The sequence below is a fragment of the Sulfurivirga sp. genome, assembly GCF_015490265.1.
In the GTDB taxonomy this organism is placed as follows: domain Bacteria; phylum Pseudomonadota; class Gammaproteobacteria; order Thiomicrospirales; family Thiomicrospiraceae; genus Sulfurivirga.
The window spans coordinates 1-15,284 of the sequence record NZ_WFYD01000117.1; the positions used below are offsets into that span (position 1 = coordinate 1).

At 63.2% G+C, this 15,284-nt stretch carries 13 protein-coding genes; 3 read left to right on the forward strand and 10 right to left on the reverse strand.

Features of this window, described 5'->3' with window-relative positions; translation table 11 throughout:
* Window positions 1-152: 152 nt before the first annotated feature.
* The 9 genes from F8K16_RS07620 to amrS form a co-directional block, all read right to left on the reverse strand.
* A complete protein-coding gene (locus tag F8K16_RS07620; RefSeq protein WP_294948930.1) occupies window positions 153-1,643 on the reverse strand; it encodes a dynamin family protein in 1,491 nt (496 codons plus the stop codon).
* 3 nt (window positions 1,644-1,646) lie between these two features.
* Window positions 1,647-2,375, reverse strand: a complete 729-nt coding sequence (locus F8K16_RS07625) for a hypothetical protein (protein WP_294948932.1) — start codon at window positions 2,373-2,375, stop codon at window positions 1,647-1,649.
* A gap of 18 nt (window positions 2,376-2,393) precedes the next feature.
* The gene (locus F8K16_RS07630) at window positions 2,394-3,458 is read right to left on the reverse strand and encodes a hypothetical protein (protein ID WP_294948935.1); all 1,065 of its coding nucleotides are present in this window, start codon (window positions 3,456-3,458) and stop codon (window positions 2,394-2,396) included.
* 53 nt (window positions 3,459-3,511) lie between these two features.
* The gene (locus F8K16_RS07635; RefSeq protein ID WP_294948937.1) at window positions 3,512-4,129 is read right to left on the reverse strand and encodes an AAA family ATPase; all 618 of its coding nucleotides are present in this window, start codon (window positions 4,127-4,129) and stop codon (window positions 3,512-3,514) included.
* A 94-nt stretch (window positions 4,130-4,223) separates the two neighbouring features.
* The gene (locus F8K16_RS07640; protein WP_294948940.1) at window positions 4,224-4,751 is read right to left on the reverse strand and encodes a hypothetical protein; all 528 of its coding nucleotides are present in this window, start codon (window positions 4,749-4,751) and stop codon (window positions 4,224-4,226) included.
* A 117-nt stretch (window positions 4,752-4,868) separates the two neighbouring features.
* On the reverse strand, window positions 4,869-5,279 hold the full coding sequence (locus tag F8K16_RS07645) for a hypothetical protein (protein ID WP_294948942.1): 411 nt from the start codon (window positions 5,277-5,279) through the stop codon (window positions 4,869-4,871).
* Window positions 5,272-8,898: an efflux RND transporter permease subunit gene (locus tag F8K16_RS07650; protein ID WP_294948944.1), complete on the reverse strand. Its 3,627-nt coding sequence runs from the start codon at window positions 8,896-8,898 to the stop codon at window positions 5,272-5,274. The genes F8K16_RS07645 and F8K16_RS07650 overlap by 8 nt, the downstream gene beginning before the upstream one ends.
* A 2-nt stretch (window positions 8,899-8,900) precedes the next feature.
* Window positions 8,901-10,067: an efflux RND transporter periplasmic adaptor subunit gene (locus F8K16_RS07655; protein ID WP_294948947.1), complete on the reverse strand. Its 1,167-nt coding sequence runs from the start codon at window positions 10,065-10,067 to the stop codon at window positions 8,901-8,903.
* 280 nt (window positions 10,068-10,347) lie between these two features.
* Window positions 10,348-11,442: an AmmeMemoRadiSam system radical SAM enzyme gene (amrS, locus tag F8K16_RS07660; RefSeq protein WP_294948949.1), complete on the reverse strand. Its 1,095-nt coding sequence runs from the start codon at window positions 11,440-11,442 to the stop codon at window positions 10,348-10,350.
* A gap of 156 nt (window positions 11,443-11,598) precedes the next feature.
* Here amrS and F8K16_RS07665 point away from each other — a divergent pair, with 156 nt between their 5' ends.
* Entirely contained in the window at window positions 11,599-13,314 is a 1,716-nt protein-coding gene (locus F8K16_RS07665; protein ID WP_294948951.1) for an alkaline phosphatase family protein, read from the forward strand.
* Window positions 13,315-13,441: 127 nt separating this feature from the next.
* Window positions 13,442-14,260 (forward strand): AmmeMemoRadiSam system protein B, encoded by an 819-nt coding sequence (gene amrB, locus F8K16_RS07670; protein WP_294948953.1) that lies wholly within the window; start codon window positions 13,442-13,444, stop codon window positions 14,258-14,260.
* Here the strand turns inward: amrB and F8K16_RS07675 are convergent, their stop codons facing one another.
* On the reverse strand, window positions 14,261-15,103 hold the full coding sequence (locus tag F8K16_RS07675) for an endo alpha-1,4 polygalactosaminidase (protein WP_294948956.1): 843 nt from the start codon (window positions 15,101-15,103) through the stop codon (window positions 14,261-14,263).
* Between F8K16_RS07675 and F8K16_RS07680 the strand changes: the two genes are divergently transcribed.
* Window positions 15,102-15,284: AMMECR1 domain-containing protein (locus F8K16_RS07680; RefSeq protein WP_294948959.1), on the forward strand; the 183-nt coding region annotated here is incomplete at its 3' end. The genes F8K16_RS07675 and F8K16_RS07680 overlap by 2 nt on opposite strands.

Consider the following 15,284-nt stretch of genomic DNA (forward strand, 5'->3'; position numbering starts at 1 on the left):
ACTGGGCGCGGCTGCATCAGCTCATCTACCCGGCCACGCTGCTGGGCATTCTGCACTATCTATGGCTGGTGAAGAAGGACATCAGCACGCCGCTGGCGCTGCTGGCCGTCTTTGGCGTGTTGATGGGCTGGCGGCTGTGGCTGCACCGGCGCTCAGCGCTCGGACACCGGCGCTGAAGGCGCGGCCGCATCGTTGGATGCGGTTTCGGCAGCAGCCTTTTCGATTTGTTCGGCCTGTGGAGCCTCCGCTTCGCCTGTGCCGGAGGGCGCGGCAAACTGGTCGTTGAGCTTCTGGATGATGCGCTTGCTGGCTTCCCGCAGCTGGGCGAGCTGGCGACGGGCGCGGCGGCCAAAGCCCCTCGGCGTGTCGGAGAAGAGCGGGTGCCACCAGACACTGTTGTGCAGCACGCCGCGGGCGATGTCCTCCTCGCCTTCGGCGCGCCAGCGGCGCGCCACGGCCCGGGCCATGACCTTGCGCAGCTTGAAGTGCACGGCCACCACGGCCACGAACACCGTCATAGCGGCGGCAATACCGGCGACGGGATTGCCGGCCAGCAGCTTCAGCAGGCTGGAGATGGCCTGATACTGCACCTCGGCGGCGGCCAGCAGGGCGATGATTACGCCCCACAGGACCACTTCCGTCAGCACCGTGCGCTTGCGCCACTGGGTCAGGGCCAGCTGCAGCTTGGGCAGCTGTTCGTTCTCCAGCCGGTCCACGAAGGTTTCGATGTTCTTGGCGATGCGGTAGGCGCGTTCGTTGCTCACCGACTCGATGCGGCCGAGGATGCGGGTCAGGTCTTCGTCCTTCTTGCGCTTGAAACGCTCGGCCAGAGCAGGATCTGCGATGGGGCTGGCGGCCTCCTCGTTGTAGATGGTGTAGAAGTTGCCGCCATAGAGGCCCTGCTGGGACAGCGCCCGCTGCCAGGAACCGATGATCTCTTCCGGGTTGTCCTCGCCGGCGGCGGTGTCAATCTGGTTGAGGATGTAGAGGATCTTGTTGGCGTCGGGGCGGTCGATCACCTTGCCCACCAGCTGTTCGAGGGTGTCGCGCATGGCGCCCGGCTCTGGGTGGCGAGCATCGAAGAACACCAGCACCAGGTCGGACATGTCGATGATGTGGTGGGTGATGCGCAGCACGGCATCCCGCTGGCTGTCGGCGTCGAAGCCGGGAGAGTCAATGAGGATCTTGCCCCGCAGTGGTTCGGCCTTGACCGTTTTCAGTTGCAGGTAGGCGTCCACCCGGTTGCCTTCGCCCGGGTCCACTTCCTCGATTTTCTCGCTGATGTTGTAGAAGGGAAAGCGCGGGTCGGCATCCAGCGCCAGCCCGGGCAGGGTGACCGGCTCCTCGCTGTGGCCGTAGCACAGCACGGTGAACTTTTCGTCCACCGCCTGGTTGCCCGTGTCCTGAACGCGCTTACCCACATAGCTGTTGATGAAGGTGGACTTGCCGGCGGAAAAGGTGCCCAGCAGGGAGATCATGGGCCACCAGGAGATATGACTGGCGTGGGAGTCGCGCCGATCCAGCAGGCCCATCTTCCAGCTGATGCGATCCAGCGTTCTGTAGCAGTCGATGGCCTCCAGCAGGGAGGGGTTTTCTTCCTTCAGGTGCTCGGTGAGTTTTTCGTAGCGTTCTGCCGGGGTCATGGCTCACTCCTTGTTCTTGTCAGCGGCTTTGGCGTCATTATCCGATGAGGTGCCGGTCGTCGCAGCATCCGATGTGTTCTGCTGCTGTTGCCGCGGCTGAGGGTAGTAATACTGCGGATAGTAGGGCGGGCGCCGCCGGTAGCGCTGGCGTGACGGCGGCGGGTTGTAGACCCGCTTGCTGGATTTCTTGGGCATCATGCCGAAGGGCATGATGGAATTCATGGAGTTCATGGGTTCGGAGATGTTCTGGTCCAGCTCCCACAGGCTGCGGGACATGGAGTCGGCCGAGCCCTGCATCTTGCGCACCGTCTGGTTCAGGTCGGCGATGGTGGCGTTCATGCTGGCGAACTGGTTGTGCAGGCTGGGCATTACCTCCGCAATGGTGTCGGCGTCCGCCGTGGCACGGTCTATCTGTTTGCGGATGCGGTCCATGGAAAGATTGACCGCGCTCATCTGCGCGTCCACCTTGGCCATGTTCACGTTGAGCGTGTTGGTCATGGTGACCACCGCGCGAGTCATGGTGATCATGTTGCGGGAGATCTCGCGCACATCGGTGGCCAGCTGGAAGATGAGATAGAAGCCGTAGATGGCCAGAATGACGAAGGCGATCATCATCGGGTAGAGCACACGCTCCCACTTCTTGATGCCGCCGGTCATGGCCTCGGCCATTTTTTCCACGGCGGCGAAGGTGCGCTCTTCCTGTTCGCGTTGGCAGGGCGTCTTGTCGGTCATGTCGGTACGGGGCCTCCCTTAATTTTGCGGAGTCGTGCGCTGGGCGGACTTTTCTGCGGGCAGATGCGCCTTGATTTCCCTGCTCAGAGCCGGGTCAATACCGGCAATGTTCTCGGCGAAGCGCCGAGCGGTGTCGATGCGGCCTTCCCGGATCAGCAGCTGGGCGGCATAGCGCCATGCACGGTGTGCCCAGGCCTTGTCGCCGATACGCCAGAACAGATTGCCCAGCTCGCCGGCCAGATCGGCGCGGGGGTAGAAGTGCAGCAGGCTGGCGTAGATGGCGGCCGCCCACTGGTAGTTGCCGGCCCGTGTGGCGGTACGGGCTTCGCGCAGCGCCTCCCCTGCGCTGTTGAAGCGGCTCAGAATGGCGCGAGGCTCCAGTTTGGCGGGATCAAACAGCAGGCCAGGCTGAAGCGCACCGTTGGCCTTTTTGTCCGTTGCGGCGGCTGCATTCTCTTGCTGCGGGGCAGAAACAGCAGGCTGTGTTGCCTCATTCTGTCGGGATGCGTTCGTATTGGTGCTTCGATCAGTGCTGTCATCGGCCGTGTCAGCTGAGCTGGCCTCCACCTCAGGCGGAGGCGCGGAAGTGGTTGTCTCGTCAGTGGATTTGGCGTTGCTCTCCGACTGCGACGCGGGTTTGTCCGTTCCGTTGTCAGGGGTCTCTTGCTCAGATTGAGCCGGCACGGGGACCGGTTCTGACTCGGCCAGGCGGGTCGATTTTTCGGGAGTGGTCGGTTCAGTTGCGGTTTCCGCAGGCGTGGCTGCTGTTGAGGGCCGTGACGTGTCAGTGTTTCCGCTCTCCGAGGATGCGGTCTGATCAGGCGTTGCTGCGGAGTCCGGCATCGGGCTTTCATTTTGTTCTGCGGATGTGGCCGCCGCAGTCTCGTCGGCGGGTGCTGCTGCGGGTGCGGGCTGTCCTTCCGGGGTGGCTGCCGCCATGTTTGTTTCAGCCGCAGCGTCACCTGTGGCTTCAGCCGTTGAGGCCTCTGTCACCGGGGCGGCTGTGTCCACCCCACCGGCCTGACGGGTGGGGGTCGTGCCGTAGGCCAGATAGAGAGTGACCGCCAGCAGCAGCGCCAGCACGAAAAAGCCGTTGTTGATCAGCAGACGGAACAGGTTTTTCATGAGTGTTCTCCTCAGCCGTACAGGTGTCGGGCCAGCCGATCCAGTTCTCGGGCGGCCTTGCCGTTGGGTTCCAGTTCAAAGGGCGCCAGCCCCTCGCTGAATGAGCGGCGGAAGGCGGCGCGGTTGTGCAGGCGCACCGGCACCCGCTCGATAATGGGCAGCAGATCCAGCGCCTCTTCGGTCTCGGCGGTTTCAGGTACGAACGGGTGGGTGTCCGCCCGGTTGATGATGCCGAGCACCTGGGGCAGGTTGTCCTGCCGCAACGCCTTGATGCGCTTTATGAAGCGCTGGGTGGACCAGACGTCCGCCTGGGAGGGCGCCACGGGAATGACCACCCGGTCCGCCAGCCTCAGGGCATGGTCGAGCGCGTCCGCATCCGACATGCTCACGTCCATGAGCACTTCGTCCGCGTCAGGCACGTCATCCAGTCCTCGGGCGGTGAGCGGCTGGGGCAGTGCCGGCTCATACTGTTCCTCCAGCCGTACCTCCACGGCGTCCGAGAAGGTCTGCTGCGGATCCAGGTCATAGAGTGCCAAGGTGCGATTCCGGTGCGCCAGCCATACCGCCAGATTGAAGGTAAGGGTGGACTTGCCGGTGCCGCCTTTCATGTTTCCGATTACGGTGATCATGGAGCCTCCTTCTTGTCAGGCCACGTGGGAGCATGGGCTGACAAAAAGGCTCATCCCGCCGCCAGGGGCGGCAGGATGAGTCAGACAGTGTGCCTCACTTGCCCTTTTTCTCCTGCTGAGCAGGCTTGGGTGCGTTGGGTGCCGGCATGGGCGGGCGCGGCGGCATGCCATAGGGACGGTAGCCCGGGGCCGGCGGTGCGCCCGCGCCCGGTCCCTGAGGATAGCCGTAGTAGGCCGGCGGGGGCGGCGGCGGATAGCCGTAACCGTTGTAGTAGCCGTTGTAGTAATTGTTGTAACCGCGGCCATAACCGTAGTAGTCGTTATAGCCCCGGCCCCGTCCACGGCCTTCCCAGTCGGAGTCGGCATCCATGTCGGTGTCGGCGTCCATGCCGAAGTTCATGTTGAACTTGCCCCGCCCATGGCCCTTGCCATGACCCTTGCCGTGGCCACGGCCGCGGTAGTCGCCACGACCGTAACCGCGGCCATATCCATAGCCGTCACCGTAGCCGTTTCCATAACCGTCATCATTCCACGGACCGTCCCACCAGTCGGCGGAGGCGGTCTGAGCGCCCATCAGGGCGGCGGATACCAGACCTGCGATTGCGAGTTTCTTCAAAGCCATTGTCTGACTCCTTTATCATGTGCGTGCTCATTTCCGAGAGGGTGAGCACTTTCCCTGTTTGAGCCGGATGGCTCTGTTCGACCGCGTCCATGTGGCAGCATGGGCGCGGTTTTTTCTTTACCAACCGGGGGTTGGGAAAGAAAAACTGGGCATCGAAAAGCTCGGGCTGGGCATGTCGTTCCAGCTCGGCCAGTCACTGCCGCGCCATGGCCAGCTTCCCCAGCGGTTCTTGTGGCGTCGATATGTCCGGTAGGGATAGGCACGCGGTAGGGTAGGCGCGCCATAGCCGTAGTAGCCGGGAAGGAAGCGCCCGGCACCATAACCGGCCATCGGATAGGAGGTGCCGTACGTTGTTTGGGCGACGGTTGGCGGCGCAGCCGGTGTGCTGCCGGCCTGTGGTGCGGTTTCCAGCCACTGGGCGCGCGGCTGGGTCGCGTGGTAGGCGGATTCCGGCTGGGGCCAGGTGTCTGCGGCCAGTGTCGGCAGGGCCGGAAGCAGCCCGAGGGCTGTGACAAGCATCTTATTCATCGTCCATGTCCTTCAGTCGAATGCCCCGTTTGCGCCCCGGCTTGCGTCTTGTGCGGGGCTTGGCCTTTTTCTCTGTGTCTGCCGGGGCGTTTTGCTCAGAATCCCGCTGTTCCGTTGTGGCCGCTTGCGCGACTGTGCTTGCATCCGCCGCTTCTGAGGCGGTGTTCGAGGAAGAACCGTCAGCGGGTGTCGGCTCATCTGCCGCCTCTGCGGTCGGTTGGGGTGTAGGGTTGGCTGCCGGGGTGTCCGCATCGGTGCCGGCTCTAACCTGTGTCACCGATTCGGCGGCAGCCGGGTGTGTCGGGCCTTGGCCCGCCTCCTCCTGTTCGGTCTGTCCCGGCGGATTGGGCTGTTCCGGTGTGGGCACGGCGCACTGGGCGGCCAGGTTGCCGTCTTCATCCTCGTTTTTCGGGCAGAACACCTGACGGGCGCTGACGCAACCCAGCGGGATGACTACCAGCGTCAGCACGGTGGACACCAGTGTGCCGAACATCAGCGAGATGGCCATGCCCTGGAAGATGGGGTCGAACAGAATGACGCTGGAACCGAGAATCAGTGCCAGTGCGGTGATCAGAATGGGGCGGGTGCGTGTCTTGCACGCCATGATGACTGCATCGGTGACCGGTGTGCCGTTGGCGATGGCCTGGCGGGAGAAATCCACCAGCAGGATGGAATTGCGCACGATGATGCCTGCCAGCGCGATGAAGCCGATCATGGAGGTGGCGGTGAACTCGGCACCCAGCAGCCAGTGGCCCGGAGCGATGCCGATCAGCGTCAGGGGGATGGGCGCCATGACGATCAGCGGCACGAGGAAGTTCTTGAACTCCCACACCACCAGCATGTAGATGACCAGCAGTGCCACGCCGAAGGCCAGCCCCATGTCCCGGAAGGTCTCATAAGTGACGGTCCATTCCCCGCTCCACAGCACACCTGTCTCCTTGAGCGCGTCAGGGGTTTGGACAAAGTTGAACGGCAACTGGCTGATCTGCGGGTCCGGATCTTCCCTGGCGGCATCCTGCACCGCCAGCATGCCATAGATGGGGGCGCCGAGCCGGCCGACGCCGGTGCCGATGACATACTGCACCGGGTTGAGGTCCTTGTGATAGATGACTTTCTGTTCCATCTCCATCACGAAGTGGCCCAGTTCCGCAAGTGGCACGGTGTAGCCGTTCTGGGACGGCACGGGAATCTGGCCGATCTTGGCGAACTCAATGCGCGAGGAGAGCGGCACCTGCATGGTGATCCAGGTGGGTTCGCGCACGAAGCCCTCCTTGACGTCACCTATGCGGTATTCACCCATGGCCATGGCCACGGTCTGGTTGATGGTCTGGACGGAGATGCCCTTCTCCATCGCTTTCTGCTTGTCGATGACAAAGCGCCAGGTGGCATGGGGAATGGTCAGAAAGTTGTCCACATCGCCGATCAGCGGAATCTGGTCGAAGATGTCGGTGAGCCGCTTGGTGATGTGCTCGCGCTGCTTTTCCTCCGGCGCATAGACCTCGGCCACGATGGAGGAGAGCACCGGCGGGCCCGGCGGCATCTCCACCACCTGAATGCGGGCGCCGGCCTTGCGGGCGATGGGGGTGATCAGTTCGCGCACGGCCTCGGCGATCTCGTGGCTGGAACGCTCGCGCTCATGCTTGTCCAGCAGGTGCACCTGAATGTCGCCCTGCCAGGGCTGCTGGCGCAGATAGTAGTGGCGCACCAGTCCGTTGAAGTCGAAGGGGGCGGCGGTGCCGGCGTAGGTTTCCAGCGTCCTGATCTCCGGCACGTTCTGCTGCAGCACCTGCACCAGCTCATGGGCGAGGTTGGCGGTCACCGGCAGGGCGGTGCCCTCGGGGAAGTTGATCTCGATGCTGAAATCCGGCTTGTTGTCATAGGGCAGCAGTTTGACCGGCACCGCCTTGGTGGCCACCAGCGCAATGGCGATGACGAAGCCGGCGATGATGGCCAGCAGAAAGCCCCACCCCTTGAGCCGGTCGATCAGCAGGCTGGTGATCAGCCGGCGGAAGAAGCCTTCGATCTTCTCATTCTGCTCATGCTCGCGCCGTTCGGCCTTTTCCAGCGTCTCCATGGTGGGGCGGATGCGCTGCGCAAGCCACGGTGTGAAGGCGAAGGCAGCAAACAGGGAGATGATCATGGCCACGGAGCCCAGCGCGGGGATCGGGGCCATGTAGGGGCCCATCATGCCGGAGACGAAGCCCATGGGGGCCAGTGCGGCAATGACCGTCAGGGTGGCGATGATGGTGGGGTTGCCCACCTCGCTGACGGCATCGATGGTGGTGCGCAGGCTGGTGCGGCCTTCCTCCAGCCAGCGGCGGTAGATGTTCTCCAGCACGACGACGGCATCGTCCACCAGAATGCCGATGGAGAAGATCAGCGCGAACAAGGATACCCGGTCGATGGTGAAGTTGAAGAACCAGGCGGCGAACACGGTGGAGAGGATGACTACCGGAATGACGATGACCGTCACGGTGGCTGCGCGCCAGCCGAGGAAGAACCACACCAGCAGGGTGACCGCGCCGGTGGCCACGAACAGCTTGAAGATCAGCTCGTTGACCTTTTCGTTGGCGGTCTTGCCGTAGTCGCGGCTGACCTGAACGTGCACATCGTCGGGAATGAGGGTGCCCTTGAGGCTTTCCAGTTTGGCGATGGCCTCTTCCGCCACGGTGACGCCGTTGGAGAGGGGCTTCTTGGCCAGCGCCACGGTGACCGCGGGTTCACCATCCACCGCCGGGGCAGGGCCGTCGTAGGCCGGACCGGTGTAGCGCAGCACCATGTTGGAGATGTCGCGGTGGCCTTCGGTGACGGTGGCGATGTCGCGCACATAGACCGGTTTGTTGTTGTGCACGCCGACCACCAAATTCTTCACGTCCTCGACGGTCTTGAGGAAGTCACCGGTATAGACGTTGAACTCCCGCTGGAAGGCTTCCACCCGGCCCGCCTTCAGTTCAGAGTTGGCGGCGCGGATGACCTGGCCGATCTGGCTGAGGGGGATGCCGTAACCAGCCAGCTTGGCCGGATCGATGTCGATGCGCACTTCACGCGGCTCACCGCCGACGATGAAGCCCTGCGCCACGTTGTCCACCTTGGACAGCTCCTGCAGCACATCCAGCGCCAGCAGCCGGAGCTGGGACTGATCCAGCGACGAAGAGGAGAGGGTGAAGGTGACCACCGGCACATCATCCGGTCCCTTGGGCTTGACCAGCGGCTGACTGACGCCCGGCGGAATCTTGTCCATGTTGGAGGCCAGCTTGTTGTACAGCTTGACCAGCGATTCTTCCATGTTCTCGCCCACGTCGAACTCCACCGTCACCATGCCCTGACCGCGGCTGGAAGCGGAGTAGATGTGCTTGACGCCCTTGATCTCGTGCATGAGCCGTTCGAGCGGCTCGGCCACCAGCGCTTCCACCTGCTTGTTGGAGGCGCCCGGATACTGGACGAAGATGTCCACCATGGGCACGGAGATCTGCGGGTCTTCCTGACGGGGCGTGATGAGGATGCCGATGATCCCCATCACCAGAAAGGCCATCAGGAACAGCGGCGTCAGTGGCGAGTTGATGTAGGCCCGTGCGAAGCCGCCGGCGATGTCCCGTTTGTTTTCCTTGCGCTCAGCCATGGTCAGTCGTCCTCATCGCCCTTGCGCTCGGAGACGGGGTCTACCAGTTCACCATCCTTCAGCACCATGCCGGAGTGGATGGAGGGCGGTGGATCAAGGATGATGCGTTCGCCTGCCCGCAGGCCGGAGAGTACGACCCGTTCGCCATTGAGTCGGGCCTTGCCCAGGCGCACGATCTTCATGCGCACCTCGCCCGTTTCGGGGTCGACCACATAGACCGCCGGCAGGCTGCCGCGCCTGACGATGGCCGCCTCCGGCACCACCGGGAAGCGGATGCCCTGTGACTGCGGGTTGGGCAGGAAAACCTCCGCATACATGCCCGGCGCGGCAGCAGCGCCCAGTGGGATGTCGAACTTGACCTTGACGGTATGCTGTTTGTCGTCTGCCACGGGGAAGATCTGCGCCACACGCACATGGATGGGGGTGCCGTGGTTGATGGAAGCCTCGAAGATGCGGCCTTTTTCAATGGCGCCCATGAGGCTGACCGGCACGTTGACTTCAATGCTGAGGTGGTTGCTCTTGGCGAATTCCAGAATGGGCTGGCCGGGCTGGACGCTGTCGCCGACTTCCACGAATTTCTTGACGATGACGCCGTCAAAGGGGGCCACCAGTTTGGTGTAGCGCAGCAGGACGTCGATTTCCTCGATCTGGGCGCGGGCGGCCTCCATCTGGGCGCGGGCTTCCTTGATGCGGTTGCGAGCGGCCAGCAGGTCGGCGCGTCGGGCGGCGTCATAGTCGGTAATGTCCATCGCCTCGCTCATGGGGCGGGAGAACATCTGGTCGAACATGCTCGGCAGCCCCATGCCCGGCATGGGCGTTTTGGACCGGGGTGCCCAAAGCTCCCGGTTGTACAGGGTGATGGCGTTCTGCCAGGCCGCATAGGCGCGTTGCCACTGTGCATAGGCCGCCTTGCGCTTGGCCAGCAGCGCCGAGTCGTCAATGGAGGCCAGCAGCACGCCCTTGCGGAAGCGGTCGCCCTCCTCACCGGCCAGATAGTTGATCTGTCCGGCGATCTGCGCCGTCAGCGTGACCTTCTTGAACGGGATGACCGTGCCGCCCAGCTTGATGGTCTGGTCATAGACCCGTTGCTTGACCTCGACGACCTGGACGGCGCTCCAGCCGGCGGCGGGCAGGAGCAGGCAGCACAACAGCATCAGGACACGTTTCATGGGGCGACTCGTTTCTTCGAATTGTTGAACGAGTCTTAACGATACAGAAAAGGGGAAGGGGGAGAAATTAAAAAAAATTTATACGCCATAAGCGTTTATGAAAAAACGGCCGGGGCCTGACGTGCCAAAATCGTAAGTATTTGATTATATTAGAATATCTGTTTTTAATGATATGTAGAAATTGTGATATTTGAGTTTTTTGTTGGCCTTGTAATGAATATTTTATTTCGATATTCATGAAAATAAGAAAATCATGAAATGATAAATTCCGCCTGTCCCGTCAGGCAGACAGACGGATGGGCAGGCGGCGGCTGCCCCAGTTGCCGGGCTGATCCTCGAACACACCGGCGATGGGGGTGCCGCAGTGTGTGCACCTGCCGTCCCGGACGGCCCAGTGGGTGATCTCATAGCCTACCCGTCCGATGACCGGCTGGTGACAGCCGGGGCAGTAGGTGGCCTGACCTTCCGGATCGAGCACATTGCCGGTGTAGACATAGTGCAGACCTGCCTCCATGGCGATGTGGCGCGCCTCGGAGAGCTTCTCCGGCGGTGTTGGCGGCACGTCCAGCATGCGGAAGTCCGGGTGGAAGGCGGTGAAATGCAGCGGCACGTCCGGCCCGCAGTGGTTCAGGATCCAGTCGGTCATGCGGCGGATCTCGTCGGGTGAGTCGTTGTGGCCGGGGATCAGCAGCGTGGTCAGCTCCACCCAGCAGTCGGTCTCGTTGACGGCGTATTCGATGGTGTCCAGCACCGGCTGGAGGTGACCGCCGGTGAGTTTGCGGTAGAAGTCCTCGCTGAAACCCTTCAGGTCGATGTTGGCCGCGTCCATGGCCTTGAAGAAGGGTTCCCGCGGCGCCGGATTGATGTAGCCGGCAGTGACGGCCACATTCTTCACGCCCCGTTCCCGGCAGGCCCTGGCCGTATCCAGTGCGTATTCAAAGAAGATGACCGGATCGTTGTAGGTGTAGGCGACGGAGCGGCAGTGGGTACGCACGGCGGCCTCCGCCAGCTGATCGGGCATGGCCTCGTCCATCAGGCGATCCATGTCGCGCGCCTTGGACATGTCCCAGTTCTGACAGTATTTGCACGCCAGATTGCACCCCGCGGTGCCGAAGGAGAGCACCGGCGTGCCCGGCAGGAAGTGGTTGAGCGGCTTCTTTTCGATGGGGTCGATGACAAAGCCGCTGGAGCGGCCGTAGCTGGTCAGCCACAGCTGGTCGTCCTGTCGCATGCGGATGAAGCAGAAGCCCCGCTGCCCTTCCCGCAGAGTGCATTCGCGCGGGCACAGATCGCACTGGATGAGGTCACCCTCCCAGTGCCAGTAGCCTACCGGTATCACATGCGGATCATTGGTGTCGATGCGTTCCTGTGCCATGGCCGCCCCTCCTGCCGTCTCTGTGCCTTTACCTCAATAATGCGGTCGGACAGGGGCGTTTTCAATCATGGTCGGACCGGTATTCATGCCCATTTGTTGCGGTTTTTCTGGATAATGATCGGCATGGATTTGCATGAAGGATGAGAGGAGAAGCGCATGAAGAAACGGGGAACAGTCCGACAGGCAGGTGCCATTCTGCTGGGTCTGACGCTGGTGGGCGGACAGGCTGAGGCGGCATCGAAGACTGAACCGCCGCGGCTGGTGTTGCAGATCACGGTGGATCAGCTGCGCGGCGATCTCATCGGCCGCTATGGCGCTGGTATGGGCAAGGACGGCTTCTACTATCTGCTCAGCCATGGCAAGGTGTTTGCCAATGCCCATCACCGCCATGCCAACACGGAAACGGTCGTAGGGCATACCACGCTGGCCACGGGTGCGGACCCGGCCGTGCACGGGATGATTTCCAACGTGTGGATCGACCGCAAGACGGGCAGGACCGTCTACAACCTGCAGGATGCCGACTATCCGCTGATCGGTGTGTCCGACAAGGGTGCAAAGCAGGAGATCGACCCCACCCAGAAGGCGGCCACCACCAAAGGACGCTCCCCGCGCAACATTCTCGTGTCCACCATCGGAGATGAGATCCGGCTGCACTATGGCCCTCAGGCCAAGGTGTTCAGCGTCTCGGTCAAGGACCGGGCCGCCATCGCCATGGGAGGCCACAGTGGGCAGGCCTGGTGGTTTTCCAAGTCTGCAGGCCGGTTCGTCACCAGCACCTACTACCGCAAGACCTACCCGGAATGGGTGAAGCGATGGAACGCCAGCGGCAAGGTGGCCGCCTATGCCGGTAAGTGCTGGACGCTGCTGCTGGACCGCAAGTATTACCGTTTCGCGGATCGGGATGACCAGAAGTGGGAGATGAACCTGCCCGGCTGGGGGCGGACGTTCCCGCACTGCTACGGATCCGCGAAGGGCAAGTTCTACACCGGCCTGCTCACCATGAGTCCGGCGGGTGATGCCCTGACGGCGGACTTCGCCAAGGCGCTGATCGAGAATGAGAAGCTGGGGCAGGATGACATTCCCGACTATCTGTCCATCAGCTTCTCCTCCACCGACTACATCGGCCATGTGTTCGGCCCGTCCAGCTTGGAAGCGGAGGACAACCTCAAGCGGCTGGACCGCACGCTGGCGGATCTGCTGCACTATGTGGACAAAAAGGTGGGGCTGGAGCACACGCTGGTGGTGTTCTCTGCCGATCATGGCGCCACCGAGGCGGTCGGCTACATGAAGCGTCTGGGGCTTGATGCCGGGGAGTTCGACTTCAAGAAGGTGGTCGCCAAGCCGTGGCTGGCAAAGCTGCGCAAGCGTTTCGGTCTGAAGAAGGGTGAGCTGATTCAGGGCTTCATCAAGCCCTATGTGTATCTCAACCGGGCCGCCATCGCCAAGGCGGGGCTCAAGCTGGAGACGGTGCAGAAGGCCGTGGCCGAGGCCCTGCAGAAGCAGCCGGGCGTGGCCTATGCGGTCACCAGCACCGCGCTGGACAGGGGTGAGGTGACCGACAGCCCCGTTCTGCACGCGGTGGAGGCCAATTACAACCCGGACCGCTCCGGCGACATCTATCTGGTGTTCAAGCCGCACTGGTTCGTGGCTGATTTTGACGGGCTGATCGTCACTTCCGTGCATGGGTCGCCCTGGGATTACGACACCTTCGTGCCGCTGGTGTTCATGGGGCCGGGCATTCAGGCCGGACGCGTCTATCGTCGTGTCGAGACGGTGGATGTGGCGCCCACCATCGCGGCGCTGCTGCACACCAAGGCGCCCAGCGGGGCGGAAGGCAATCCGCTGCCCGAGGTGCTGGGCGCGCATCGCTGATTGGCCGGATTCGGCAGGATGGCGGCGGGTGGTCGTGAAAGCGGCCGCCCGCCGTTTTCTTTTCAGGGGTGAAAAGGGCCGCTCCGACCCCATATAGAAACTGTGGAAATGACAGGAGGGGTACAGCATGGAGAACATGGCACAGCGGGTGCGGCCGGCGGCGGTGGCCGGCATGTTCTATCCGGATGATCCGGCGGAATTGAATCAGTGGCTGGATGCCTGGCTGGCGGAGCCGGTGGAGACGCCACGGCAGGATCCGCCACGGGCGCTGATCGTGCCCCATGCCGGCTATGTCTATTCCGGCGCGCTGGCGGCACGTGCCTTCAGTCTGTGGAAGGACGCGCCACAGATCAAGAGGGTGGTGGTAATCGGACCGGCCCATCGGGTGCCGTTTCGGGGCATCGCCACGGTGACGGCCGATGCGCTGGAAACCCCGCTGGGACAGGTGCCGGTGGACACCCATCTTCGGGATGCGCTGGTGCATCGCTTCGAGCAGGTGGGCTATCTGGACGTGGCCCATGCGCCGGAGCACAGTCTGGAAGTGCAGCTGCCCTTCATCCAGAAGACGGTGCCGCAGGCGAAGGTGGTGCCGCTGCTCAATGGCGAGGTGAGCGCCGAGGAGGAGGCGGAGGTGCTGGACTGGCTGTGGCAGCAGCCGGGCGTGTATTTCGTCATCAGCTCGGATCTGTCCCACTATCACCCGTATGAGGTGGCGCGGCGCATCGACAGCGAGACGGCCCGATTGATCGAGGCGGGCGACTGGGCCGCGCTCAGCGGCGAGCGGGCCTGCGGCTACAAGGGCATTCAGGGGGTGCTGGCGCTGGCTGGGCGGCGCCCGCTTGAGATGGCGCGTCTCGGCCTGATCAACTCCGGCGACACCGCCGGGCCGAAGGATCAGGTGGTGGGCTATGGCGCCTGGGCCATCTGGGATGCGCAACAGCAGTGATCAGTCCGTCCGGCAGGCGAGGCGGTAGCTGCCGTCCAGCTGTCGGGGCAGGGCATAGAAGTGCCAGGGTGGGCCGGGCAGGCGCCTGCACCGGCGCTGCCAATTTCGGCGGCTGCGTTCAGCCGGATAGACCAGCACCCACACCGGTTTGCCCGCTCTGACGAAGGGCTCGAAAAGATGGCACTCATCGTAGGCGAGGCAGGATTCGCTGACGACGGCATCAAAATCCCGAACCAGCTGTCCGGCCAGCGCGCCGGTGTTTTTCAGCACGATCAGCAGGCCGCGCCGGTGGGCTTCCCGCGCCAGCCAGCGGTTGAAGCGCAGCTGGCCAGCGAGGGTGAGCGCAAAGCCGGTCGGGTTTTCGAAGCCGTTGACATTGTCCGGGTCCACGCCGTCACAGCCTTTCCGCCGGGCCAGATCAAGCCGGGCAGCGATCAGCGGCCGGAGGGCGGGGTGGCGGATGTCCAGCCAGCGCTCCTGAGGCCAGCCGGCATAGGGCTTGCCCAGCAGGGCGCGGGGGAAATGGTCGGCATCAGGCCGCCAGGCTTCCCAGCTGCCGGCGGAAAAGTAGCACAGCACCTGGCGTCCGCTGTTTTTGATCTTGCGGAGGGTGCTGGCCGGGGTGTCGAACAGGTCCACCTCCATGACGGTGGCATCGGCAGGGACGCGCAGGGGGCGCTTATCATCCACCTGCAGCTGAATGCCGAGCCGGTCGGAGGGCTGAAAGCGTCCGGCATGATCGGGCAGCCGGGACCCGGCCTGAGCGGGCGGCAGGCCTGTCAGAAACAGAAAGAGCGCCAGCATGACGCGCAGGGCTGGCGAGAAAACGGGAGGATGCATCATGACATTGAATGATACGCAAAAGCAGACGCTGCTGGCGGTGGCAAAGGCCAGCATTGAGCATGGCTTCCGCACAGGCCGGCCTCTGCAGGGGGTGCGCAGTGAAGATGACCGGCTGAATGAGCCGGGCGCGGCGTTCGTCACCCTCAACCGGCACGGGCAGCTGCGCGGCTGCATCGGCTCG

What these genes read in the sequence shown, in the direction of transcription:
- F8K16_RS07620 (WP_294948930.1), bottom strand. Translation starts at nt 1,643, where the DNA reads ATGACCCCGGCAGAACGCTACGAAAAACTCACCGAGCACCTGAAGGAA.
- F8K16_RS07625 (WP_294948932.1), bottom strand. Translation starts at nt 2,375, where the DNA reads ATGACCGACAAGACGCCCTGCCAACGCGAACAGGAAGAGCGCACCTTC.
- F8K16_RS07635 (WP_294948937.1), bottom strand. Translation starts at nt 4,129, where the DNA reads ATGATCACCGTAATCGGAAACATGAAAGGCGGCACCGGCAAGTCCACC.
- F8K16_RS07640 (WP_294948940.1), bottom strand. Translation starts at nt 4,751, where the DNA reads ATGGCTTTGAAGAAACTCGCAATCGCAGGTCTGGTATCCGCCGCCCTG.
- F8K16_RS07645 (WP_294948942.1), bottom strand. Translation starts at nt 5,279, where the DNA reads ATGAATAAGATGCTTGTCACAGCCCTCGGGCTGCTTCCGGCCCTGCCG.
- F8K16_RS07650 (WP_294948944.1), bottom strand. Translation starts at nt 8,898, where the DNA reads ATGGCTGAGCGCAAGGAAAACAAACGGGACATCGCCGGCGGCTTCGCA.
- F8K16_RS07655 (WP_294948947.1), bottom strand. Translation starts at nt 10,067, where the DNA reads ATGAAACGTGTCCTGATGCTGTTGTGCTGCCTGCTCCTGCCCGCCGCC.
- amrS (WP_294948949.1), bottom strand. Translation starts at nt 11,442, where the DNA reads ATGGCACAGGAACGCATCGACACCAATGATCCGCATGTGATACCGGTA.
- F8K16_RS07665 (WP_294948951.1), top strand. Translation starts at nt 11,599, where the DNA reads ATGAAGAAACGGGGAACAGTCCGACAGGCAGGTGCCATTCTGCTGGGT.
- amrB (WP_294948953.1), top strand. Translation starts at nt 13,442, where the DNA reads ATGGAGAACATGGCACAGCGGGTGCGGCCGGCGGCGGTGGCCGGCATG.
- F8K16_RS07675 (WP_294948956.1), bottom strand. Translation starts at nt 15,103, where the DNA reads ATGATGCATCCTCCCGTTTTCTCGCCAGCCCTGCGCGTCATGCTGGCG.